This is a genomic window from Gordonia sp. LMA484, from assembly GCF_058129505.1.
This window is the reverse complement of the sequence record NZ_CM176700.1, coordinates 2164917-2187278: the sequence shown is the minus strand read 5'-3', so window position 1 is coordinate 2187278 and position 22362 is coordinate 2164917. Positions and strand designations below refer to the sequence as shown.

The following is a 22362-nucleotide window of genomic DNA, read 5'->3' as shown; positions in this document are numbered from 1 at the left end:
TGCCTATTTGTGGTGTCCTGGGCGCACGCTGCGTCAGGCGATGCGGGGGATTCCGTGGAAGCGACGATCGATGTAGACCAGACTTTCGGCGCCTGGATCGACCTCAGCGGCCAGTACGTGGCAGAACAGCACGTCGTGAGTGCCGCTCTGGACCGTGTCGGCGATCTGGCAGTCAAGGCGTGCGACTGCGCCTATCAGGGACGGGGCGCCACTGACCTGGTGCTCCCAGGACTCGGCGGTGAATCGGTGCTCCATCGGTACGCCACGTTTGCCGAAGAGCAGAGCCACCTCCTCTTGACCGGCCGCCAAGGTGTTGACGCAGAGCTTCTGGTTCGTGGTGAACGTCGGATACACCGAGGCGTTGCGGTTGAGGCATACCAGCAGTGTTGGTGGTGTGTCGCTGACGCTGCATACCGCTGTTGCTGTGAAGCCTGAGAGGCCCGCGGGTCCGTCGGTGGTGATGACGTTGACCGCTGCGGCGATCCGGGCCATGGCGTCGCGGAACTTCTCACGGGTGGGATGTTCCACAGGGGATGCTTCTGAGTGCATGGTGTCCCTCACACGAACGCCGACAGCGCCGGGTAATCGTCGAACAGCGTGCGTCCGTAGATTTCCATCGGGACCTCTGGAGTTAGCAGACCGTGACGTGTAGCGGTTTCGATGTCTCGCCACACTCGCTGAATCGGGTTGGCATCCATGAAGCCACTCGCGCCCTGCACCGACATGAGTAGATCGACGCCGTCGCGGCTGTGGCGCATGGCGACACCGAGCTCGGCGCGCATCTGCGCGCGCTCAGCAGTGGACAGCTCCCGGTTGTCCTCGGCAGCAGCGACGATCCGATCGCACCAGGTCTTGACGATGGTGTCGCTGATCTCGATCAGACTGGCAGCTTCGGCGATCTGCAGCTGCATCGCCGGGGCCTGGCGAGTGTCGACGTAGGAGCTATAGGCGATGCGCTTACCGCCGGAGTTCATCCGCTCTCGGGTCAGGTCCAGAGCGGCGCGCGCCATCCCCAGAACCGGTGCGGCCACGGCGATCACCGCGGTGGCGGCGAAGGCTTGCCGATAAGGCAGCGAGCGAGTGGCATCGCCCACGGCATTGAATTTGAGGAGGTCACTCAACGGCATCGCCCTGTGCTCGGGAACGAAGACGTCCTTCGCGATGACCGTGTTGCTGCCAGACCCCCGGACTCCGGCGGAATACCAGGTGTCCTCGATCGTCATCTCGCTCATCGGGGCCAGGACCAGTCCCAGCTCCTGCGAGCCATCGGCCTGTGCGAGAGGGGTCGCCAGCAGGCCCCAGTGGGCATGCAGGCTGCCCGAGGCATAACCCCACTGTCCGGTGATCCGGTAACCCCCGTCGACGCGAGTGGTCTTGGCCGTGGGGGCAAGGACACCGATGAACCGAGAGTCCGGGTTGCCTTCAAAGATCTCCCGCTGGGCTTGCTCGGAAAAGTAGCCGGCGATCCAGGCCCCGGTGTTGGAGATGAACGTGACCCATGCCGCGGAGCCGCAACCGCGACCAACCTCCGAGATCACGTCCATGTAGGTGCGGATGTCGCCCTCGTACCCGCCGTACTGGGCGGGCGAGCAGAGCCGGAACGCGCCGGCCTCTTCCAGCGCGCGCACGGTGTCCTCGGACAGACGTCGCTGAGCATCGGTGTCCGGCCCGGTTGCACGCAGCTGGGGGATCAGCGCACCCATCTGAGAGACGAGGGCATCGCGTTGCGCACCTACCCCGGACTGCTCGCGCGGACCGAGTCCAGCCCGCCCCAGAGCATCGGAGTTGGTGTGGACGTCGGTGGTTGTCATGTAGTGCCTTTCCTCGGGAGCATACGGCGGTAGTGACCGCCATCACAATGCATAAGTTAGGCGTTCTATAGTCCCATCGTCAAGATCTTGACGAATATTGCTGTAGGGTTCAGTCTCGAAAAGAGCGCGAGCAGGCGCTTGGCCCCGACGTGACCATGCCGGTAGGAGGGCACAAGCATCGCGGCCGCAGGACGCAGAACGGGCGCCACGCCGACACTGTCAGGCGCGGAAAGTCCTCCGCCACAAAGCGATCGGAGCTAGCATGAATCTCGACATCGACGGACGACGCGCAATCGTCACAGGGTCCACGTCGGGTCTCGGTTTGGCGTGTGCACGTGCCCTAGCGGCCGAGGGGGTGCACGTGACAATCTGTGGGCGAGATCGTGAGCGTCTGGCTCAGGCGTTGGACAGCCTCTCCAGCTATGACGTTGTCGGCGTCAGTGCCGACCTGACCGACTTCGCCGGCCGTGAACAGCTGTGGGCAGTCGAGCCCGCACCAGACATCCTCGTGAACAACCTCTCAGGGCCCCCGCCGAAGCAATTCCTCGACACGACCGTGAGCGACTGGATGAGCGTGTTCAACTCGCATCTGCTGACGCCGATCGAAATGATCCGCTCTGCTTTGCCAGGAATGCGTGAACGCACCTTCGGACGAATCATCAACATCACATCAGCGATGGTTCTCACTCCACGGCCCCACCACGTGTTATCTACCAGTGCGCGGGCAGGACTCACAGCGGCAGTGAAAGCGATCTCGATCGAGGCAGCTGTCGACAATGTCACGATCAATAATCTCCTTCCGGAGCGCGTGGACACCCCCAGGCAGGAACAGATGGCGCGAGCAGCCATGATGCGCGACAACCTTACGTATGACCAGGCCCGTGCCGCACAAGTCAGGAGCATCGCCGCAGGCCGCCTTGGGCGTCCTGAGGATTTCGGCGCACTATGCGCGTTCCTGTGTAGCGACTCGGCCAGCTACATCTCAGGCCAAAATATCCGCTTCGATGGAGCCTCTGCGCCCATGGCTTTCTGAATACGCTTCTTCATTCGCACCTACTCGCAGGCATCACGGTCGCGTCCTTCTTGGTGACCTTGAGGGCCTGCACGATTGGACGACCACAATGACTATCTCTCTGCCACGGCCAGTCTTCTATCCGCCCTTCTGGATCACCCGGTCGAGCCACGTTCGGCTTACCGTGCGAAATCTGGCTGCTTCGCGTGACTTCTACACCGAGGTCCTGGGGTTGATCGTCTCCGACGAAACAGACACAACCTGCTATCTGCGTGCCGCCGAAGAGGCGTGCCACCACTCACTGGTTCTCCACGTGTGTGAGCCGGACGCTGAACCCGAGTGCAGCGCCATTGGCATGCGCGTACTGACTGACGGCGAGCTCGATAGAGCTGCGGTGTGGCTGCTGCACCGGGGTTCGAGTGTGGAGTGGGTGACCGTGCCGTATCAAGGCCGGACGTTGCGCACTCGAGACGTTGCTGGTGTTCCCGTGGAGTTGTGCGCCTCGATGGACGTCGTCGACCGGCGTTTCGGTGATCTGCACGCGCCCGCGGCCTACGCCAAGCGCCTCGACCACTATCAGTTGTTTTCCCCCATCAACGTCGAGCACACCCGCTTCTATTGCGAACTTGGCTTCAGGATCTCCGAGGCGATTACTGCGGGAGAGGATCTAGAAGGAACGTTTCTGTGGCGCAAGGGAAATACTCACGACCTTGTGCTGTTCACCGGCGTCGGTCCGAGGTTGCATCATTTCGCCTACGTCGTTTCAGAACCCGCGCAGGTGCTGCGTGCATGCGACATGGCCGGCGACCGAGGGTATGGCCGCACAGTCGAACGTGGCCCAGGCCGGCACCCGCTCAACGGTGCGCTCTATGTGTACTTCCGCGATCCCGATGGCCACCGGGTCGAACTTTTCGATGGCCACTACCAGACCATCGACGCCGAGTTGGACCCTAACGTCGTCCGCGTGGACGACAGCGCCCAGCCATGGGGTCTGCCGGGCCAGGCGAGCTGGTTCTTTGAGGCGACCCCGTTTGCCGGGTGCGAACAGACCCAACCCGCTATCCCTCGAACTGCTCCCACGTTGGAGGACTTCCTGACGCGAAAGGCGACGATTCAGCCATGAGCCTCCAGCAACCGTTGGGACAGTGCAGCAAGATCTTCATGCTGCACATGAACTTTCACAGCCGCGCCGCTGAGCACGGCGACAAGCCACAGTATCCGGTGTATCACCTCAAACCACCGTCCACACTGACCGCCAGCAATACTCCCATCGTCATGCCACCCGGGGTGCACACCATGCTGGGCGAAGCCGAGATTGCGGTCATTATCGGGCGCACCGCTCGCGATGTACCCGAGGCCGAGGCCCTCTCGTACGTGTCGCACGTAGCGGCTGCTAATGATGTGACGGTGTTCGACTACGGATGGTCCGATGCGCCATCTTTGGTGCGGTCTAAAGGTTTCGACACGTTCACACCGGTCGGAAAGCTGATTCCGATTGCCGACATCGACCCGACGAATCTGACGGTCCGCCTGACCGTCAATGGGGTGAGGCGCCAGCAAGCCCATAGTTCGGATCTGATCTTCGACTTTGCCCGGCTCGTCGCCGAACTCAGCGCAATCATGACTCTCAACCCCGGCGACATGATCCTGACCGGAACGCCCGCGGGAGCGCCGCTCCTCGCAGTGGGTGATGAGGTGGTGGTCGATCTCAACGGGATCTCGACCTCCACCAATATCGTTGCCGCCGATCAACGCGCACCCGACCCTTTGATACCCCAACCGTGCATCACCCCGCGGGGCCGCGCAGTGTCGATCGGAGCGGCCTGTCACCGTCTGTGTCACGCCACCGTCGCCGATCTCGCACGACTTGTTGACGCCGGGTTCGACGCCATCGAGCAGGCTGCTCAGTCACTCGGCCACGCGACCACTCCACTCGCAGTCGCCGAACACGGACGCGATATTGCCGGGCACGCCTTCACGCTGCGCCAAGTGCCAGCCCGCGACTCTGACGGGCCCCCGGCGGCCGCGACAGCCTTCAAGGCGCTGCACGCTGTCGGCCCCGGCGAAGTGATCGTGGCCGAAGGAAGTCTCACCCAGAACGACCGCGACACATTACTCGACCGCGTGACCGAAAAAGGTGCCGCTGGCGTCATCGCCGCCGCACCACCGAGCGAGGGAACCCTACATCGCCCCGTGGCGGTCAACACCCCGATCTCCATCAATGGTGTCACAGTCATGCCCGGCGACATCCTTGTGTCACTCGGCGGCGAAACCAAACTGCTGGCCGGCGACATCGTCGACCACCTTCTCGAGGTCCTATCATGAGCGACACCAACACCTTTGACGTCATCATCGCCGGGTACGGCCCCACCGGAGCGACCCTGGCCAATCTCCTCGGACAGGCCGGCCACCGCGTTGCTGTGATCGACATGTTCACCAAGGTCTTCGACCAGCCACGCGCGATCAACATCGACCAGGAGGTCCTTCGGACCTGGCAGAGTGTCGGGCTGGCTGACCAGATCGCCGCCGGGTGCGAACCTCACACCGGCACCGATTTTGTCGGTATCGATGGCGAGTTGATCAAGTACATCTACTCGGCACCACCTCCGTACCCGCTGGGATGGCCGGCGAACCTGATGTTCGTGCAGCCCGACGCCGAACAAACACTGCGACAGGGAGTTCGACGGTTCGATTCGGTCACCGAGTTCCTGGCGTGCGAAGTCACCGCGATTGAACAAGATGACCAGGGCGTGACCGTAACGATCGCCGACCCCACCAACAGAATCACCCAACTACACGCAGCGTGGGCAGTGGGCTGCGATGGAGCGAACAGTTTCGTCCGCCGATCCCTCGGAATTGGTCAGGAAGATCTCGGCTTCTCCGAATGGTGGATCGTGGTCGATGCGTGGCTCCGCGCCGACACGCCACTCCCACAACGCACCACGCAGTACTGCTATCCGGACAAACCAGCTGCCTACGTCCGGTGTTCGGGCGCTCTGCGCCGCTGGGAGATGAAGATACTTCCCGGCGAAGACCCGGAGTCCTACCGCGACATCGACAAGGTCGCCGACCGCATGTCGGCCTATGTCAACCCCCACGCACTGGAATTCTGGCGGTCGGCGGTCTACAACTTTCACGCCCGAGTAACCGACACTTGGAGACAAGGACGGGTTCTGTTGGCCGGCGACGCGGCCCACCAGATGCCCCCCTTCCTCGGCCAAGGCTTGTGCTCCGGGGTGCGCGACGCCTCGAACCTGGCCTGGAAGCTCGATCGCGTCCTGCGCAGCCAGTCCACTGACGCCCTGCTCGACACCTACGAAATCGAACGCAAACCCCACATCCGGGTGCTCACCGATATCACCAAGTCTCTTGGAGAGATTGTTGGGGAAACCGACCGGCCGCGGGCCGAGGCGCGCGACGCTCGGTTGCGCGAGGACATGCGCAGCGGCCGAATGGAGACCGTGAGGCAGAACCTCATCCCCCCGCTCAACGACGGCTTCTTCGACACTGAAGATCCGTCCGGGCTCGCCGGCTCGCTGGCTGTCCAGCCGCTGCTCACTGCAGAGTCCGGCACTGTCCTGTCCGACGACATCGCGCCGCGGTCGTGGCAGCTCCTCACCGCGACACAAACCAGTGAGCTCATCGCCAACCCGCACCTCACAGTTGTGGCCATCGGTGAGTGCGGCGAGTACTCCGATGTTGAGGACAGCTTCTCCGCCTATATCGCCGCCCACGGAGTCCAGAGTCTGCTCGTGCGCCCCGACGGCTACATCTGGGGGGCCTACTCGACCCCCCAGGCCACGCTAGCCGCAGCGCGACGGCTAATCACCGCACTCAACACCACGGAGGGCGTTGCATGAGTATCAAGTACGTTTTGTCGCCTCCGGAAGTGTCGTCGGTCGCCATCTCCGGCACCGACGACCGCTTTCCGGTGCGCCGCATCTTCTGCGTAGGCCGCAACTATGCCGCCCACGCGCGCGAAATGGGCAAGGACCCGGACCGGGAGCCGCCGTTCTTCTTCACCAAACCAGCAGATGCCTTGTGCGACAGCAGTACTTGCGTCCCTTATCCGCCGTTGACCGACAACCTGCATCACGAAGTAGAGCTCGTCGTGGCGATCGGTCGGCACGCTTCGGACCTCACCCTCGACAACGCACTGGGCGCTGTGTGGGGATACGGCGTCGGCCTCGATCTCACCCGTCGGGATTTGCAATTGCACGCTCGCGACCTAGGCCGCCCGTGGGATTGGGGAAAGTCCTTCGATTTTTCCGCACCGTGCGGCCCCCTGCGGCCGGCCGGCACCGTCAGCATTGATTCCGCTGAGATTCGACTCACCGTCAACGGAGAGACACACCAGCACTCGACGCTGACGAACCTCATCTGGTCTATCCCCGAGGTCGTGGCGCTGTGCAGCCAGGCGGTCGTCCTGCAACCCGGCGACCTGATCTACTCCGGCACGCCCGAGGGCGTAGGCCCGGTCGTGCCTGGTGATCGTCTGGTGGCCACCGTCGAAGGGCTCGATGATCTCGCGATCACCATCGGATGACGAATCCAGCCAGCGCCCGCTCTCGCGACATGGTGTCGCTGGGGCGGGCGCTGTTCTACCTGGACACTCAACACTGATCGTGCAACGCAGCGTCTTGGTGCCGGGGTTTCGACCTCTCGTAGAACCTCAGGTGGTGCGGGGCACTTCGTGCGCGGGGAGTGCGGTGCTATGGCGGACGCGGTCTTCGTCCTGCACCAATTCAGGATCCTCGGTGCGGCCGCAGTAGGTTCGGTGAAGGCCGTACGCGAACAGACCCATCACCAGCATCGCAACACCGGCGAGTTGGAAGGCCTGCTGCGGAGTGCCTCCGGTGTCAAGGAAGTACCCGGCGCCGATCGGCACGAGAATGGATACCGCGCGGCCGCTGCCGATCATGAATCCTACCGCCGAGCTGCGACTACGAGTGGGGTAGACGTACGGGCTGATGGCATAGAAGGCAGCCATGGCGCCGATTGTCACTATGCCCACGAAGACCGCGGCGATCTTGGCGGCGCCGGTCTCGAACACGAAGGCAAAAAGCAGGTAGAGCGGTAGTGCCGCAATTCCGAGCGCTGCGGTGATCAGACGGGGATTCCATCGGGTCGTGCAGAGCGCAAACAGGAGACTGCCGACGATTCCGCCGACCGAGATGAGGATCGTTACGGTGCGGCCGTCACCGTCATTTCCGGTCGCGTCGGCAATCATTTTCGGAGTCCAGGAGTTCGCAAAGTACAGGGCTGCGACGGTCAGTGCGTAGCCGGACCACAGCAGCACTGTGCGTCGCAGCAAGGTTCCGGTGAACACGGTGCGCAGGGCGCCGTCTGTGTGGACCCGTGCTCGGCGAGAAGGTAGCTGGGTGACTGGGTGATGACCGAATCGGGCGGCGATGCGGTTGTAGTCGTGGACCGCATTGGCCGGCCGGCGTTCGATCAGGTACTCCACTGACTCGGGGAGCACAAACCACGCGACGACGAACATCACCACCGAGGCCAGCGCCGAGAACATGAACGGTCCTTGCCAGCCCCACTGGGAGACCAGCCAACCGGTGATGGCACCGCCGAGCACCATCCCGCCCGGCAACCCGATGCCGTAGACGCCCATGACGGCACCGCGACGCTTGTCGGAGGCGTACTCCGACACCATCGTGTTGAGACTGGGCACGACGGCGCCCAGCCACAGGCCCGCAAACACTCGCAGCGCCATCAGCATCGGCACATCCTGGGCCATCGCGGACAGGCCCATTCCGACAGTACTGAGAGCTAGGCACAGCAGGATGTGGCGTCGACGACCGATCCGGTCGGCCAGGGGACCGAGCAGGACGGCACCCAGTGCCATACCCACCAGCCCGGCACTCAGGAGGTACCCGATGGTCACGTTGTCGAGGTCCCAGTCCCGCGCCAGCGTGGGAGCAACCAGCCCCATGACCAGAATTTCGTAGCCGTCGACGATCGCGAGCACGATGCAGACGGCTGCAACTCCGAACTGTAGTCCTCGCATCGGTGCTGTGCGTAGTTCTTCGCGTAGATCCATGACTATTCCTGTCGGTGTGGGTGGAGGCAGTGGCGCGGACCGAGCGGCGCATCGCGATAAGTTGCACGTTCGGCTGACCGTCTGTCAGCGAGTGCAGACGGTGAAGTGGCCGGGGGCGCTTGGGAAGGAGGCGGGTCAGAACTCGCTGTCAGGGATCGCCATCATCGTCGGTTCGCCGGCACGGACGCGGGCATCGAGCGCGAAGATCTCGGGCAGGACATACGCGCAGTAGAACTCGGCTGTCCTAATTTTGTTCTGTAAGAAGGGAGTTTCGGGTGTGGGCGCGGATAGTTGGCGGCGTGCGACGCCCGCCATCTTTGCCCACACGTAGCCCAGAGATAGATACCCGATCAGGTGTAGGTAGTCCAGTGCCGACGCGGCCATCCGTTCCGGAGAGCTCCGCCAGTGCGCCAGCTCATCGGCGGTCAGCCTGGTGGCCAGGTCGAGGGCCGCTCGGACGGGTTCGACGACGCCGGTCAGATCGGCATCGTGCAGGGACTTCAGTGTCTCGCTGATGATGTCGAAGTACCGCTGCAACGTTGCGCCGTCGTCGGCGAGGATCTTTCTGCCGACGAAGTCGAGGGCTTGTATCCCGCTGGTGCCTTCGCCAATTCGTAGCATCCGAATGTCGCGGAGGTACTGTTCGGCGCCGTTGTCCCGGACGTAGCCGTGTCCGCCGAAGCACTGCAACGCAGCGTCTGTGGACTCGAAGCCGCGGTCGGTCAGGAAGGCCTTGACGACCGGGGTGAGTAGACCCACCAGCGCCTCGGTGTCGGCGCGCGTCTGCGAATCGGAATGGGCTTCGGCTCGACTCAGCTCCAGGGCGACCCAGAACGCGAAGGCACGACCCCCTTCGACGAATGCGCGCTGAGACAGCAACATTCGACGCACATCAGGATGCACGAGGATGGGATCGCCTGCCAGGTCTGGATACTTGGCGCCACTGACCGAACGGCCGGCGAGCCGTTCACGTGCGTAGTCGAGTGCGTTGTGGTAGGCGGTGTCGGCGATGCCGACGGCGCAGGCTCCCGAGGCGAGGCGCATCGCGTTCATGATGATGAACATGCTGGCCATGCCTCGATGCGGTTGCCCGATCAGGTAACCGGTCGCACCATCGAAGTTTGTGACACACGTTGGGCTGGCGTGGATGCCCATCTTCTTTTCCAGCGATCCAACGCTGAACGCGTTGCGGTCACCGAGGGCGCCGTCGTCGTCTACGAGGTATTTGGGTACCAAGAACAGACTGATGCCTTTGGTGCCGGCGGGGGCGTCGGGGAGTCTGGCCAGAACGAGGTGGACGATGTTATCGGCCATGTCGTGGTCGCCCCAGCTGTTGAACATCTTCGTGCCCGTGATGCGGTAGGTTCCGTCTGGTTCCGGAAGGGCGCGGGTTTTCACCAGGGCCAGCGCTGAGCCGCCTTGGGGCTCGGTCAGCGACATCGCGGTGCCCCACTCGCCACTGACGATCTTCGGCAAGAACCGCTGCTTGAGTTCCTCTGAGGCGTTCTCCGCGATGACCCGGTAGGCTCCCGGCGCAGTCAGCGGCGCCATCGCGAACGCGAAGTTCGCCCCGGCGAGGATTTCTTCGAGCAGAGTTTGCAGGATTGGCGGCATGCCGTCGCCGCCGTGCTCGGCGTCGGCGGTCAACGCCGGCCACCCCCCGCTGACATAGTTGCGGTAGGCGGCTGCGAACCCGGGTGCGCTTTCGACACCGTTGTCGCCCAAGGTGGCTCCCGAACGGTCGCCGTCTGCGTTGAGCGGGGCCAGCTCTTTGGCAGCGAAGTCACCCAGCGCCTCGATAGTGGAGGCAATGAGGTCGGCGTCGAGGCCTTCGTAGGCATCGAGGTCGCCCAGGCTTGCTGTGTCGAGCAGATCGTTCAGCACGAACGTGAGGTCTTCGACGGGAGCGCGGTAGTCAGGCATGGGAGGTGGTCCTTCGGTCGGGATCGGTGTCGATCGTGCGCACTATGTCAGTGCAGCTGCGGAGCGCGCGATTCGCGGAGTCGACGACGATTGAGCTTGTTGGTGGCGGTGCGCGGCAGAGATGAGACGAAGTGAATCTCGCGCGGACGCTGATACCCCGACAGGCTGGAGTCGAGGAGGAACGTGTCCAGCTGCTCGGCGGTGACGTGTTCTTCGCCCACGACAACGAAGGCGTGTACCTGCTCGCCCCATTCGGGATGGGGCAGCCCCACGACGGCGGCATCGATGACCGCAGGATGGCGTAGCAAGACTTCCTCGACGGCCGCGGGCATGATGTTGATCCCACCGGAGATGATCATGTCGTCGCTGCGGCCATCGAGAAACAGGAACCCGTCGGGGTCAAGGCGCCCGAGGTCGCTGGAACGCCACCACCTCCGACCCTGCGCATCGGTCTCGAACAGCTTCGCGGTCAGTTCTTCATTACCCCAGATGCTGTGGGCCAGATGTGGAGAGCTGACGACGATCTCGCCCTGCTCGTTGGGCGCGACGGTCTGTTCGAGGGATCCTCCGGGTTCGATGACACGGACGTCGACGTTGGTGAACGGGCGGCCGACACTGGTCAACCGCTGCGCGGTCATGTCGTCGGCGACGTTGACTGTCACGAAAGCCAGCGTCTCGGTGGATCCGTAGGCCTGCACGACGGTCGACGCGACCGTGGCGCGGATGCGCTCCAATGTGGTGCTGTCCATCGGCTCGGCAGCGAACTGAGCTACGACGACGCTGTCATAGGTGTCCGCGGCTGCCGGAAGGGTCAGAAGTTTGCGCCACATTGTCGGCGTCAATGAGACGTGAGTGATCCGCTCAGCGCGAATGGTGTCCTGGTAGGCCTGCAGGTCGAACTTCTCCAAGAACACGGTGCACGCTCCCGCATTGAGGAACGGCCACCACGTGGCGTAGCTCGCGGTGAACGCGGTGCTGTACGGGACCACCACTCGCTGTCCCGGACGCAGCCCCGCGTAGAGACCGGAGGCAGTCCGGGCAGCCTCAACGAGATTGCGATGGGTGTGGACAACCCCCTTCGGCAGTGCCGTCGTTCCTGAGGACAGCACGATGACCGCCGGGTCGTCCTCCGAGGGCGTAGCCAGGACCTCAGCGGGGACGTAGTTGTCGAGGTCGCGGGGCACCTCGACGAGGCCAGGCGGGTGCACCTCCTGGCCCTGCAAAGACGGTGCAGCTGATCGCAACGCGATGGTGTGCAGCGTCCGCAGTGTCGTCATCTGCTCGACGACCTCGGACAGCGAGGTGTCGAACACGACGGTGTCGATCTCGAAGTTGTCGCAGAGCCGACTTTGGACTTCGGCGGTCTCACGGGTGTGGAACACCACCGGGATGCCCCCGACCCGAACCACCGCGAGCCACGCGATCAGATGAGACGTTGAGGGGAGGGTCAACAGTCCTACCCGCTGCCCAAGCGTGACTCCCTCGTCCCGAAACAACGACACCATCCGTCGAGTAGCAACGTCCAGATCGTGAAAGGACAGCCGCGACACGCTGTCGACTGCCGCTTCGTAGTTCGGATAAAGCCCTACGACCCGGTCAAAGGCCGAGGTGACGGTCAAAACGCTGCTCGTAGCCATGGCGAGGGTTCCTTCGTAATCCGACGGTTGTAGCTTCGGCTCAGGGCCGGTAACCCTCAAGACCGGGCTTGATCGACTTCTCATCTAGGAACTGGGTGAGTCCCTTGGTGCGGCCATCTTCTTGATCCATGTACTGCGCCTCAGCAAACTTGGCGTTGATGTAGTTTTCCGCCTCGGACCACCCCATGTTCCGCATGTGTCGGACCGTCTCTTTGGTAACACGCACGATGGTGGAGTTCTTGGCCTTGAGGACGTTGGCGATCTCCAGGACACGTGCCTGCAGCCGGTCACGGGGGACAGACTCGTTGACAAGTCGCATCTCCGCCGCCTTGCGGCCATCGAAGGTCTCCGCGGTCATGCTGTAGTACAGCGCATCTCGCAGGGCCAGGGTGTGGACAAGCGCCGTCGGGACATTTCCGCCCGGGATGATGCCCCAGTTGACCTCGGAGAGGCCGAAGGTCGCCTCATCTGCCGCAACCGCTAGGTCACAGCTGGCCAAGGGGAGGAAGCCGCCGCCGAAGCAGTACCCGTTGACCGCGGCAATCGTGGGGAGCGGGAAGTTCCGCAGTCGCGGTCCCTGCCACTCAAAGGCTGACCTCTGCCGGATCTCCCGTGCCGCGGGCGCCAGAGCATCGGAGTCGCGAAAGAACTCCTTGAGATCCATGCCCGCAGAGAAGGCGTCTCCAGCTCCGGTGAGGACCATGACGCGCGCCTCTTCATCGAGCGCGACCGCGTCGAGAACCTGCAGCATTTCGTCATTGAGGGTTGGACTCATGCAGTTGCGCTTCGTGGGTCTATTGAGAATCACCCACGCCACCCCGTCGTTGACGAGGGCCCGGATGGTCGTCCAGCTACCCAACTCGCGGCCACTCTCCGGGGCGAGGGAGGGAGCGGGCGTGTCCAGCGATGTCATAGCGGGTTCCTTTGATCGTGTGGGGGCCTCAACGAGTCCATACTGTGAGATCGGTTACGTCCTCGTTGACTTGTACGTTAGGCGTAAAATCATCCTAACGTCAATAACTTGCCTAACAATGTTGGTTGGTTACTATTTCCGACATGACGAGTACGGTGGACGCTCCGGCTGACTTCGAGCCGGAAATTGCTCGAGCGCGCAGACCTAAGGCGCTCACTCTCACCCTGCTGGGCCATTTGACCCATGGGGAGCCCTTAGCTCTATCCACGGCCACTTTTCTCGATGTTCTTGCTCGCCTTGGTGTGTCTACTCATGCAGCACGGTCAACTTTGGCCCGACTGGTCGAGAGCGGACTGCTCGACCGTCGTCGACAGGGCCGAGAAACCTTCTACACGCTGACCGAGCACGGATCGGCCTTCCTTCACGCCGGCAACGCGCTCGCCTGGCGGCCGGCCGAAGCGGCCTGGGATGGCACCTGGACAGTCTTGGCCTACTCGATTCCAGAGAGTCGACGTGCCCTTCGTCTCCGCCTCCGTTCGCGGTTGAGCTGGCAGGGGTTCGGGATGCTCCGCAGCGGCATCTGGATCGCCCCTGGACGGGTTGAAGTGAGCGCCGCCCTTGAGGATCTCGATGTCCTCGATAACGTCACCGTTTTCTACGGCGGCGCGATCGCCGGCCCCGCGAAGGCCTCGGATCTCATCGACGAGGCCTATGACCTGACTGAAATAGCCAACCGATACCTCCGTTTCACCGAACGGTGGTCTGACGAACAGGACTCTGCCCCCTTCCCCGACGAGCTGTGCGCGTGCATTGTCCTGCGCAGTGAATGGCAACAACTCGTACAGGCCGACCCGCGCTTGCCCGCGGACCACTTGCCAGCCGACTGGCCAGCCGAGGATGCTGAGAAACTGTTCAGCTTGCTCTACGACCGATGGGCAGGCCCGGCCCGCAAAATCGGGCTTGAAGCGGCAGGGCTGATGGCCCTGGACTAGAATCCCGTCTAGGTGGACGCCGCAAGAGACTGCGCCGGACTGTGCGGAAACGAATGTGTGCAAGTCCCGTTTCCCGAGTACGTACTTCTAAGGCTGGTCAGCCGGTAAGAATCGCCGCGGGCGCCGACTCCTAGCGCCTTCGGAAGTAGTCGCACTCAGCAGTTAGGACACACCGCGTACATGCAGGCCGTCGAGACTTGCATGTCTTCATTCCATGCTGGATGAGCCACTCGTGGGCGTGCTTACGGTAACGGGCTGGCGTGACCTCGATGAGCTCATCGGCGATCTCGTCGTTAGATCTGGCCTCAGAAAGCCCGAGGCGGCGCACGACTCGAGCTACGTGGGTGTCGACAGCGATTGTAGGCTCATCGAAAGTGAAGTTCATCATAATGTCGGTGCACTTGCGACCGACCCCTGGCAAGCCCATCAGATCGTCACGCGTCGATGGGACGTGGCCATTGTGGTGGTCATTGATCTGTTGCGCCATTGCTTTCAAGGTTCGCGTTTTGCGGTTGTAGTGCGCGACCGAGTGGATGGCATCTCGGAGCGTGTCGTCGTCGAGGTAAGCGAGGTCTTCGAACGAACTGACGAGATCAAACAGAGCGACTGCCGCCTTGACGGTCCGAGGGGTGCTGGTCATGGTGGACAAGGAGACGGAAACGAGTGCGCGAAATGGCGTGCTGGACAATCCCTCCTGCATCCACTCGTCATCCGATTCGTCAAAGGTGGGGTACTCGGCGGCCAGCTTGCGGTAGATGGTCGCGACAGAAGACGTTGACACTGGCACTAGTACTACAGCCGTAGATCGGGTTCATTGTGGTTGTGACCTGCGGTTTTGATGACATTGTTGGGCTCGTCGTTGGTGCCGTCGTCGCCATATCGACCAGTCCAGGAGGCGGTCGGCGGCATGGAGCGGGGTGAGGACGAGTGCGATGAAGAGTCGGCGAAACTCGTTGACGCTGAGTCGGATCAGGCTCGCGTTGGGCTGTTCTCGGTTCCGTTGAGCCGTGGTGAGGACGGCCAGGAACGCGTGAGCGAGCATGACCAGGATGGTCCAGCGGTGCCAGGAAGTCCAGGTCCGCACCTGATGCTGGTCGAGCCCGGTCAATCCCTTGCTGGTCTGGAATGATTCCTCGACGGTCCAACGTCGGCCCGCAACACGTACCAGCGTGGACAGGGTGACCGGTCGCGGGCTGTAGCAGCGGTAGTAGGCCAGCTCGCCGGTGGTGTCGTTGCGCCGGATCAGCAGCGAGCACTCGCCGGCGGCTGGTGTCTCGGTGGAGGTGACCCACGCCCACGAGTACAACCGCTCACCCTTGGCGCCATGCCCGGCCGAGAGCCGCTGCCAAGCCCGCTCAGTGAGCGTGTCGGCCACCTCGGCGGCCCGCAGATCGCCGGCATGGGTAGGGATGCGCCGATCGCACGAGATGGCCAGCACATAGCCGACCTGACGCTGCTGCAACATCATCCGCAGTGCCGGGTCGACCCCGTACACTTCATCGGCAGCCACCCAGCCCACCGGGGCCTGCGCGTCGAGGGCACGTTCGATCAGGGCAGTGGCCAGCGCCGGTTTGGTCGCGAACTCCACCTCGGCGGGCACACCGGCAGCAGCGCATCGGCCACGGTCAGAGGTCCAACTCTGTGGCAGGTACAGGGCCCGATCGATCAGGGCGTGCCCGATCGAACTGCTGTAGGTCATGTACACCGCGACCTGGCAGTTCTCTATGCGCCCAGCTGTGCCCGAGTACTGTCGTTGCACACCAACCGTTTTGGTGCCCTTCTTCAGGTCGCCGGTCTCGTCGACGACCAGCACCGCATCCGGTTCGCCGAACGCCTCGATGACCATGGCGCGCACGTCATCGCGGATGTCGTCGGCATCCCACTTGGCGCGGGACAGTAAGTGCTGCAACTTGTCCGGGCTGGCATGCCCGGACAGTTCAGCCATCGTCCAACAGTTCTTCGTTTCCACCGCCGAGAGCACCCCGAGCACGAACGCGCCGGCATTGCGGGCAGCCTCGCACCGAGCGAAGCGCGGAGCGATCATGTCCATCACCGTGTCCAACCGCTCCCGCCACTGCTCATGGTCTACTCTCAAACCCGCGGCTGCCGCGGGCGTATTTGTTGTCTTCACAAACCACGAATCATGCCCCGGTAGCCGCTCTGACCAGCGCAAACACGCCGCGAAACCTCAGAACCCGCTAACTACGGCTGTAGTACTAGCTCCCATTCTCCGCCAGAGGCGCGGACTGTTCGAAGGCGGCGGCGCGTCGAGGCCGCTTCATATTCGTTTCCGTGTATGGGGCCGGATGGATTCCCGGCCGATCGGCGCACGCGTCGCTGGAGGTTCAGTCGCACGAGAACAGTCGGTCACTAGCTGGGAGACCCGGTGAGATTGTGAACGTGTAGGCGTTCGATCGGGATGAGGCCGCCGATGCCGGAGTGGGTGGTCGTACCCAGCACGACGAATCCTGACTGGAGGGCGTGCTTTTTGAACCGCTCGAGAACGGTGTCCCAGAACGGGCTGACGATCACACCCACCGTCGCGATGAGAAGAATCGCTAGGGTGTGGGTGAACGCTCCCGCCAGCATGGCGAGCATCGGGGTGGCCGCTCACGACGCATCGCGACTCATCGGCACCTGGTCGGGCCGACGGCGCGGACAGTGGTGGGGGCAAGGTTCTCCGCCCCACCCTGGGTGAGAGGCGACCTAAGGCCTCAAGGTTGCAGCGACTGGACGGGGCCTGCGCTGACAGCCACCCCGACCCCCGCGACCGAAGTGTACGTACTTCGCACAGCGATCAATCGCGACACGCGATGCAGGGACGGTGCGTCGATGCGCCATATCTGGTGTCAAGCGAGCCCGAGATAGTTGTGGGTGGTCGACGCTGGGTGTGCTGCGCCAACGGCGGATACGGCGGGGCACCGCACGGCCTGACTACACTGTGCCGGTTTCCCAGGCGGTCGTGGTGGGCGCGGAGGCGACGGGCAGCCGGGTGGCGCCGGCGGCGATTTCGGCAGCGCAGGCGCACCCGGCTGCGGCGGTGCGTCCGGGTTCTTCGGGCTAGCGGCCCCAGCGGTGACCCCGGCCCCGGAGGCGCCGGCGGCAAAGGCGGAAACGGCGGCATCGGCCTCGTTGGCACCACGGCGAGTGGAGCAGGCCGGGGTGACGGAGACCGCCCAGGAGGCCAACCGGATTCGGCCGCCGAGTAGCGTCCCGCGGCCCTGACACCCCGAGCTCTCATTCCGTCCTGGGTTGTTCGCCGGATCTGGCATCCGGTGGCGGCGCCTCCCTCGTGTCCCAGATGCAGAGGCAGCATCTACCCACCAATCCCTCCCAGCCCACTACTCATCCCATAGCAAATTGCATCCGCCACCCACGAAATCTTGAACTGTCAGTACTCTCTATCTGATCTATCGGGTCGTCTAAGAGGCGACGGTATAAATCCTGATAGAGCTTGATAGCACCGGGGAGTCTTCAGTCCTAATGGAAGCCGGAACTGAACCTGGGGCACTTCAGGTTCGCTTCTAGGCACGCGTGGCTGCGAGGGACGAGTGGCGCCTCGTCGGACGCGACCGTCTCCGGGCGTGAAACGAGTCACGGCGAGTTCAGGCGATCCGAACTTGGTCGTCGAGTCGGTCGGCGGTGCGCTGTTTGTTGGCGACGCCGTTGCGCAGATCGGACACAGGCGCGTCGGAGATAGCTGCAGGTGGCGGATCGATGCTGCTGAACAGCAACGGGATACAACGCACCGTACCGGACCAGTGGTGGGGCAACTTCACCGTTGCGCGAGGGTGGGACGCGAATGCGTCCGGGTTGTGAAGCGGTTCCTGGACAGCCCACTTCACAACCCGGACGCATTCATATGTCAGGTCGGCTCACCGCGAGGGCCGGAACAACCTCCCAGTCATCGCATCTCGATCAGTCGTACCACCTGGCGAGGACGCGACTTTCGATGCTGACCCGCGGTGCCGCGCCGGGCGGACATGACTTGTCCTCGAATGCGGTGTGCGGAACCACGTAGGGCCAGTCGGGTACGGTTTCGACTTGTTTGAAAATGATGATCCTGTTTGGCGTCAGCTTCGAGAAGTAGGTCCAGCGATGACTGGGGTTTTCTTTGAGGAAGAGTGTCTCGAACTTCATGCCCGTGGTGGGAAATACGGAGTCGCCAATGATGATGTCTGATTCAGTGACAGAACTGGCGTCACACAACGCGAGGGGGCAATTCGTCGGTCCGGGCGTCAAGAGTCGCCAGATGTTGTAGAGCGCGATGCGCGATGGCGTGCGGGTAGGTTCGGAAAGCGCCCAGCTCAGTTGTTCCGGGCCGGCGGGTGATTGGTCCGAGTGAACGAATCCCGCGGTCGTATTTGCCTTCTGGCGCCGCACCACTTCCACTGGGGATATGACTTCGTCTGCACCGCTGAGCGACTTGATCATCTCGGCCATGTGCTGCCGGTAGGCAACACTTTCCTCATCAGAGGGTTCGCGAGCCAAATCCTCGACGTTTTCATAGTGATCGTCAATGCAAACAAATCCCTCAACTTCCAGCGAGGAGGAGAAGTTGGGTTCGCTGTCGGCGTCGCGGACCTTGATTCTTGCGGGCTTCAACGAGAGTTTGTTTTGAGAATAGTCCTCGTTGTTGATTATCGGCCGATAGTCCGACTGGACGCTGTAATTGACGGTCGTCTCAACGAACCTGGAATTCGATTCTTGTGTCCTGATTTGCGTTGCTTCCATTGCGCCGCCTCCTTGGGCTTGTTGGTCAAACCTCAAACCTCGCGTTGATGAGCCGACTGCACACGTGGTCGGCCATCGTGCATAACATCCCTGTTGGTCCACAATACGGTCCAGCTGGTCTGTAATACGGACTCTACAGACCCTTGGATGTGACTGTCAACACATCGGGCGAGACCCGATCCAACGCGAACGTCGAAGTGGATGCGGCTGGTGCGCTGACGAACTCGCTAACAGTCGAGCGTGAAGGGGCGCAGAGTTTGCCGTCGTCGACATGCGCTGGTTTGCCGCGCGGGGCCAGATCACGAGGGTTGGGTGGGCGATCTTGACCAGGCCACCACTCGTACCGACGGATCGGCCACCTCCGGTGACCAGCCGGCAATTCGACCCTCGAGCGTGAGGTTCTGCAAGATGAACGCTACTGACCCGATGCGGTGACGTGCCACCGAGAAGTGCTTCGCTGGCTGGTGCGGTACAGCGCGCGCCGCCGGCACTCGTGGTGCGGTTCTCTGTCACCGGTCAACCACCAAAAGCATTCTACTGCTACAGCATTGAACGCTGAAGGAATCCCGTCCAGTGTCCACGATCCGGGTCAACGCCGACACGCGGTAGAACGCGTCCTGGGATGACTTCAGTTGTGGGTGATGACGACCTTCCCGGCCTTGGTTTTGCCGGATTGGACGTCGGCGAGTGCTTCGACTGTCTGGTCGAAGGGAAATGTCGAGTCGATGACAGGTCGCAGGTGGCCGGCATCATAGAGCTCGGCCAGGCTGTGGAGTTGAGCGCCGTTGGCTTGCATGAAGAAGAATGAGTACTGAACGCCACGCTTCTTTGCGGCCGCTCGGACTTTGCGGCTGAGTAGATTCAGGACGAGCTTGAACGGGGCGGGGGCGCCGAGCTGTGTGGCGAATCCGGCGTCGGGTGGCCCGGTGACTCCAAGTGCCAGGCCGCCGGGGGCGAGGACGGTCAGGGTCTTCATGAGGTTGTCGCCGCCGACGGCATCGATGGCGAGATCGTACTCGGAGAGTGCATCGGTGAAATCGGCGGTGCGGTAGTTGATTACGACGTCGGCGCCGAGGCTGGTGACCAGATCTGTCGATCCGCTTCCGGCGGTGGTCGCCACGTACGCACCCAGGTGTTTGGCCAGCTGGATGACGGTCGATCCCAGGCCACCGGCGCCGGCGTGGACGAGGACCTTCTGGCCGGGCCTGATGTGGGCCTTCTCGACGAGCATCTGCCATGCCGCCAACGCGACGAGCGGAACCGCAGCAGCCTCCTCGAAAGTGAGTGTCGCGGGCTTGTGCGCTGCGTCGTCCTGGTCGATGGCGATGTACTCGGCGAAGGTTCCGATCCGCAGGTCACGGGGGCGAGCGTAGATTTCGTCGCCGATTGCGAAGTCGGTTACCTCGTTGCCGATGTCGGTCACCACGCCGGAGACGTCGTGCCCGAGGATCACGGGCATCTGGTATTTGAGTAGCTGCTTGAACTCACCGCTGCGGACCAACTGGTCGAGTGGGTTCACACTGGCGGCAACTACTTTGACAAAGATGTCGCGCGGACCGACCACGGGTGTGGGTACCTGGGCGGCGTGAATCGGGCCCTGGTAGTTGTCGATGACAAACGCTTTCACTGACTTCCTCCTCGAGTGGGATCGACGCCGGGGGCGCTGTCGGGGCCGTCGAGGAACTCGAGGACCTTGGGAACGAACTCACGGTAGTGCTGGAAGACGCCGCCGTGGCCGGAGCCGGGATAGATCACGATTTCCGCGTTGGGCAGTCGGTTGGCCAAGTCGACTGAGTGTTCGCTGGCAACCATCACATCGTTGTTGCCGTTGGCTACCAGGACCGGTTGGGTGATGACCGAGAGATCATCGGGTGCTGCTTTGCCGCCGGCGATGATGGCGCGCAACTGGGCCAGGCGTGCCTGTAGCGAAATCGGGGTGTCGCGGTCGGTGGTCCGTTCCGCGAGGCGGTCGAAGTACGCTGCGGCCGCGCGTTTGCCGTCTGCGGTGCGTGGGAAGAACAGGTAGTTGCGGGCGTCTTGGCGGGTGAGGGCGGCTTTGAGGTAAGCGCGCCCGACGATGATGGCCATCTTGTCGATACCGGCCCCTCCTCGTGGACCGGTGCCGGTCAGCACAAGCCTGCGCACGAGGGCAGGTGCCTGTAACGCGACGACCTGGGCGACACCACCGCCGAGGGAGAAACCGAACAGGTCGACCTTGTCCAAGCCGAGGGCGCGGATGAAGGCGATTGCATCGGCAGCCATCTCATCGATGCTGCCCGGAACTTTCGATCCGGATCCGCCGACTCCGCGGTTGTCGAAGGCGATGACCCGGTGCTTCTCGGCAACGCCGTCGATGACGCGGGGATCCCAATCGTCCAGGGTTGCGGTGAAGTGGTGGAGGAACACCACTGGCACACCGCTGGTGGGGCCGAGCGCACGATAGACGAAACGGACACCTTTGACGTCGATGCTCTGGTTGGGAGTATCCTTCCACGCTGTCATGACTCGGCACCTACGGAAGTCGATCGCAGGGCGGGGTACGACGATTCGATGGGTCCGCTCAGAGCGGTCTTGACCATGACGGTCAGCTCGTCGCCGAGGACCTCGTAGCCACCCGCGACGACGGTGTCGTACACCTGCGTCACCAGGTCCTCGGGCCGGAGTTTGGGGCCGTCGGCGTGCGCGGCCATGGCGGTGTCGACGTAACCCATGTGCACTCCCACGACGTGCACGTCGTGTGGTGCGAGTTCGAGGCGCAGCGAATTGGTGGCCGACCACAAGGCGGACTTGGATGCGCTGTACACCCCACCGAAGGCGTTCCAACTGGCCACGGAGTGGATGTCGACGAGTGCCGCGCCGGGTGCTGCGATCAGCGTCTGGGCAAACGCCTTCGCGATCAGGACCGGTCCGAAGAAGTTGGTCTCCATGGACGCTCGCAGATCGGATTCCGACAGCTCGAGGTAACTCGAGGTCGGCGGGACCACGCCGGCGTTGTTGATCAGTACCGTCACGTCGGAAGCGAGCTCGGCGGCGGCGGTGATCGATTCGCCATCGGTGACGTCGAGTTGCAGGGGGACGATCCGCTCGTCCTCCCACGTGCGTGGAGATCGCGCCGCTGCGTAGACCTTTCGCGCACCGCGGGCGAGCGCCTGATGTACGAAGTGACCGCCGAGGCCGCCGTTGGCGCCGGTGACCAGGACGACCGAATTGTCGAGACCAACCATGGTGTGACCTTTCTGAGGGAAGTGCTGCGGCGCACGGTGCGCTGCCGGCAGGAAAGAGCTG

The 22362-nt window shown here is 63.0% G+C and carries 20 protein-coding genes; 6 read left to right on the top strand and 14 right to left on the bottom strand.

Translation table 11 applies throughout. The features are described from left to right. Nucleotides 1-33: 33 nt before the first annotated feature. On the bottom strand, nucleotides 34-528 hold the full coding sequence (locus AC4AMJ_RS09485; RefSeq protein WP_489917909.1) for a flavin reductase: 495 nt from the start codon (nucleotides 526-528) through the stop codon (nucleotides 34-36). 29 nt (nucleotides 529-557) lie between these two features. After that, nucleotides 558-1811, bottom strand: coding sequence for an acyl-CoA dehydrogenase family protein (locus AC4AMJ_RS09480; protein WP_489917908.1), 1254 nt, complete (start codon nucleotides 1809-1811; stop codon nucleotides 558-560). 262 nt (nucleotides 1812-2073) lie between these two features. Here AC4AMJ_RS09480 and AC4AMJ_RS09475 point away from each other — a divergent pair, with 262 nt between their 5' ends. The 5 genes from AC4AMJ_RS09475 to AC4AMJ_RS09455 all read left to right on the top strand — a co-directional run bounded on the left by AC4AMJ_RS09475 (nucleotide 2074) and on the right by AC4AMJ_RS09455 (nucleotide 7369). After that, nucleotides 2074-2844 carry an SDR family oxidoreductase gene (locus AC4AMJ_RS09475; protein ID WP_489917907.1) on the top strand — a complete coding sequence of 257 codons (771 nt, stop codon included), beginning with the start codon at nucleotides 2074-2076 and terminating at the stop codon, nucleotides 2842-2844. Nucleotides 2845-2932: 88 nt separating this feature from the next. Then, nucleotides 2933-3946 (top strand): VOC family protein, encoded by a 1014-nt coding sequence (locus AC4AMJ_RS09470; RefSeq protein WP_489917906.1) that lies wholly within the window; start codon nucleotides 2933-2935, stop codon nucleotides 3944-3946. Further along, nucleotides 3943-5148, top strand: coding sequence for a fumarylacetoacetate hydrolase family protein (locus AC4AMJ_RS09465; RefSeq protein ID WP_489917905.1), 1206 nt, complete (start codon nucleotides 3943-3945; stop codon nucleotides 5146-5148). The genes AC4AMJ_RS09470 and AC4AMJ_RS09465 overlap by 4 nt, the downstream gene beginning before the upstream one ends. Continuing rightward, entirely contained in the window at nucleotides 5145-6683 is a 1539-nt protein-coding gene (locus tag AC4AMJ_RS09460; protein WP_489917904.1) for a bifunctional 3-(3-hydroxy-phenyl)propionate/3-hydroxycinnamic acid hydroxylase, read from the top strand. Before AC4AMJ_RS09465 ends, AC4AMJ_RS09460 begins: the two co-directional genes overlap by 4 nt. Continuing rightward, the gene (locus AC4AMJ_RS09455; protein WP_489917903.1) at nucleotides 6680-7369 is read left to right on the top strand and encodes a fumarylacetoacetate hydrolase family protein; all 690 of its coding nucleotides are present in this window, start codon (nucleotides 6680-6682) and stop codon (nucleotides 7367-7369) included. The genes AC4AMJ_RS09460 and AC4AMJ_RS09455 overlap by 4 nt, the downstream gene beginning before the upstream one ends. 126 nt (nucleotides 7370-7495) lie before the next feature. Here the strand turns inward: AC4AMJ_RS09455 and AC4AMJ_RS09450 are convergent, their stop codons facing one another. From AC4AMJ_RS09450 to AC4AMJ_RS09435, 4 genes are all read right to left on the bottom strand, one after another. Continuing rightward, nucleotides 7496-8878, bottom strand: a complete 1383-nt coding sequence (locus AC4AMJ_RS09450) for an MFS transporter (RefSeq protein WP_489917902.1) — start codon at nucleotides 8876-8878, stop codon at nucleotides 7496-7498. Between the two features lie 135 nt (nucleotides 8879-9013). Beyond that, complete coding sequence (locus tag AC4AMJ_RS09445) at nucleotides 9014-10801, bottom strand: acyl-CoA dehydrogenase C-terminal domain-containing protein (protein ID WP_489917901.1); 1788 nt, start codon at nucleotides 10799-10801, stop codon at nucleotides 9014-9016. A 47-nt stretch (nucleotides 10802-10848) separates the two neighbouring features. After that, nucleotides 10849-12438 carry a class I adenylate-forming enzyme family protein gene (locus AC4AMJ_RS09440; RefSeq protein ID WP_489917900.1) on the bottom strand — a complete coding sequence of 530 codons (1590 nt, stop codon included), beginning with the start codon at nucleotides 12436-12438 and terminating at the stop codon, nucleotides 10849-10851. Between the two features lie 40 nt (nucleotides 12439-12478). Then, nucleotides 12479-13351 carry a p-hydroxycinnamoyl CoA hydratase/lyase gene (locus tag AC4AMJ_RS09435; protein WP_489917899.1) on the bottom strand — a complete coding sequence of 291 codons (873 nt, stop codon included), beginning with the start codon at nucleotides 13349-13351 and terminating at the stop codon, nucleotides 12479-12481. A gap of 143 nt (nucleotides 13352-13494) precedes the next feature. On the opposite strand from AC4AMJ_RS09435, the gene AC4AMJ_RS09430 reads away from it, so the two are divergent. Further along, nucleotides 13495-14343: a PaaX family transcriptional regulator gene (locus AC4AMJ_RS09430; protein WP_489917898.1), complete on the top strand. Its 849-nt coding sequence runs from the start codon at nucleotides 13495-13497 to the stop codon at nucleotides 14341-14343. A 130-nt stretch (nucleotides 14344-14473) separates the two neighbouring features. Here the strand turns inward: AC4AMJ_RS09430 and AC4AMJ_RS09425 are convergent, their stop codons facing one another. The 8 genes from AC4AMJ_RS09425 to AC4AMJ_RS09390 all read right to left on the bottom strand — a co-directional run bounded on the left by AC4AMJ_RS09425 (nucleotide 14474) and on the right by AC4AMJ_RS09390 (nucleotide 22301). Further along, a complete protein-coding gene (locus AC4AMJ_RS09425; protein WP_489918404.1) occupies nucleotides 14474-14983 on the bottom strand; it encodes an endonuclease III domain-containing protein in 510 nt (169 codons plus the stop codon). Between the two features lie 171 nt (nucleotides 14984-15154). Beyond that, on the bottom strand, nucleotides 15155-16393 hold the full coding sequence (locus tag AC4AMJ_RS09420; protein WP_489917897.1) for an IS701 family transposase: 1239 nt from the start codon (nucleotides 16391-16393) through the stop codon (nucleotides 15155-15157). A 320-nt stretch (nucleotides 16394-16713) separates the two neighbouring features. After that, on the bottom strand, nucleotides 16714-16941 hold the full coding sequence (locus tag AC4AMJ_RS09415) for a hypothetical protein (protein WP_489917896.1): 228 nt from the start codon (nucleotides 16939-16941) through the stop codon (nucleotides 16714-16716). Nucleotides 16942-17948: 1007 nt separating this feature from the next. Continuing rightward, nucleotides 17949-18122 (bottom strand): hypothetical protein, encoded by a 174-nt coding sequence (locus AC4AMJ_RS09410; RefSeq protein WP_489917895.1) that lies wholly within the window; start codon nucleotides 18120-18122, stop codon nucleotides 17949-17951. 139 nt (nucleotides 18123-18261) lie between these two features. Continuing rightward, on the bottom strand, nucleotides 18262-19077 hold the full coding sequence (locus AC4AMJ_RS09405; protein ID WP_489917894.1) for a CmcJ/NvfI family oxidoreductase: 816 nt from the start codon (nucleotides 19075-19077) through the stop codon (nucleotides 18262-18264). 628 nt (nucleotides 19078-19705) lie between these two features. Next, nucleotides 19706-20704, bottom strand: a complete 999-nt coding sequence (locus tag AC4AMJ_RS09400) for an NADP-dependent oxidoreductase (protein ID WP_489917893.1) — start codon at nucleotides 20702-20704, stop codon at nucleotides 19706-19708. After that, entirely contained in the window at nucleotides 20701-21579 is an 879-nt protein-coding gene (locus AC4AMJ_RS09395) for an alpha/beta fold hydrolase (RefSeq protein WP_489917892.1), read from the bottom strand. Before AC4AMJ_RS09395 ends, AC4AMJ_RS09400 begins: the two co-directional genes overlap by 4 nt. Beyond that, complete coding sequence (locus AC4AMJ_RS09390; protein WP_489917891.1) at nucleotides 21576-22301, bottom strand: SDR family oxidoreductase; 726 nt, start codon at nucleotides 22299-22301, stop codon at nucleotides 21576-21578. The genes AC4AMJ_RS09395 and AC4AMJ_RS09390 overlap by 4 nt, the downstream gene beginning before the upstream one ends. Between the last annotated feature and the right edge of the window lie 61 nt (nucleotides 22302-22362).

Excerpts from the sequence above, each read along its gene's own strand:
- AC4AMJ_RS09420 (WP_489917897.1), bottom strand. The coding sequence starts at position 16,393 with ATGGACATGATCGCTCCGCGCTTCGCTCGGTGCGAGGCTGCCCGCAAT.
- AC4AMJ_RS09460 (WP_489917904.1), top strand. The coding sequence starts at position 5,145 with ATGAGCGACACCAACACCTTTGACGTCATCATCGCCGGGTACGGCCCC.
- AC4AMJ_RS09430 (WP_489917898.1), top strand. The coding sequence starts at position 13,495 with ATGACGAGTACGGTGGACGCTCCGGCTGACTTCGAGCCGGAAATTGCT.
- AC4AMJ_RS09480 (WP_489917908.1), bottom strand. The coding sequence starts at position 1,811 with ATGACAACCACCGACGTCCACACCAACTCCGATGCTCTGGGGCGGGCT.
- AC4AMJ_RS09415 (WP_489917896.1), bottom strand. The coding sequence starts at position 16,941 with ATGCTCGCCATGCTGGCGGGAGCGTTCACCCACACCCTAGCGATTCTT.
- AC4AMJ_RS09435 (WP_489917899.1), bottom strand. The coding sequence starts at position 13,351 with ATGACATCGCTGGACACGCCCGCTCCCTCCCTCGCCCCGGAGAGTGGC.
- AC4AMJ_RS09390 (WP_489917891.1), bottom strand. The coding sequence starts at position 22,301 with ATGGTTGGTCTCGACAATTCGGTCGTCCTGGTCACCGGCGCCAACGGC.
- AC4AMJ_RS09445 (WP_489917901.1), bottom strand. The coding sequence starts at position 10,801 with ATGCCTGACTACCGCGCTCCCGTCGAAGACCTCACGTTCGTGCTGAAC.
- AC4AMJ_RS09425 (WP_489918404.1), bottom strand. The coding sequence starts at position 14,983 with ATGACCAGCACCCCTCGGACCGTCAAGGCGGCAGTCGCTCTGTTTGAT.
- AC4AMJ_RS09405 (WP_489917894.1), bottom strand. The coding sequence starts at position 19,077 with ATGGAAGCAACGCAAATCAGGACACAAGAATCGAATTCCAGGTTCGTT.
- AC4AMJ_RS09450 (WP_489917902.1), bottom strand. The coding sequence starts at position 8,878 with ATGGATCTACGCGAAGAACTACGCACAGCACCGATGCGAGGACTACAG.
- AC4AMJ_RS09440 (WP_489917900.1), bottom strand. The coding sequence starts at position 12,438 with ATGGCTACGAGCAGCGTTTTGACCGTCACCTCGGCCTTTGACCGGGTC.
- AC4AMJ_RS09465 (WP_489917905.1), top strand. The coding sequence starts at position 3,943 with ATGAGCCTCCAGCAACCGTTGGGACAGTGCAGCAAGATCTTCATGCTG.
- AC4AMJ_RS09470 (WP_489917906.1), top strand. The coding sequence starts at position 2,933 with ATGACTATCTCTCTGCCACGGCCAGTCTTCTATCCGCCCTTCTGGATC.
- AC4AMJ_RS09455 (WP_489917903.1), top strand. The coding sequence starts at position 6,680 with ATGAGTATCAAGTACGTTTTGTCGCCTCCGGAAGTGTCGTCGGTCGCC.
- AC4AMJ_RS09395 (WP_489917892.1), bottom strand. The coding sequence starts at position 21,579 with ATGACAGCGTGGAAGGATACTCCCAACCAGAGCATCGACGTCAAAGGT.
- AC4AMJ_RS09475 (WP_489917907.1), top strand. The coding sequence starts at position 2,074 with ATGAATCTCGACATCGACGGACGACGCGCAATCGTCACAGGGTCCACG.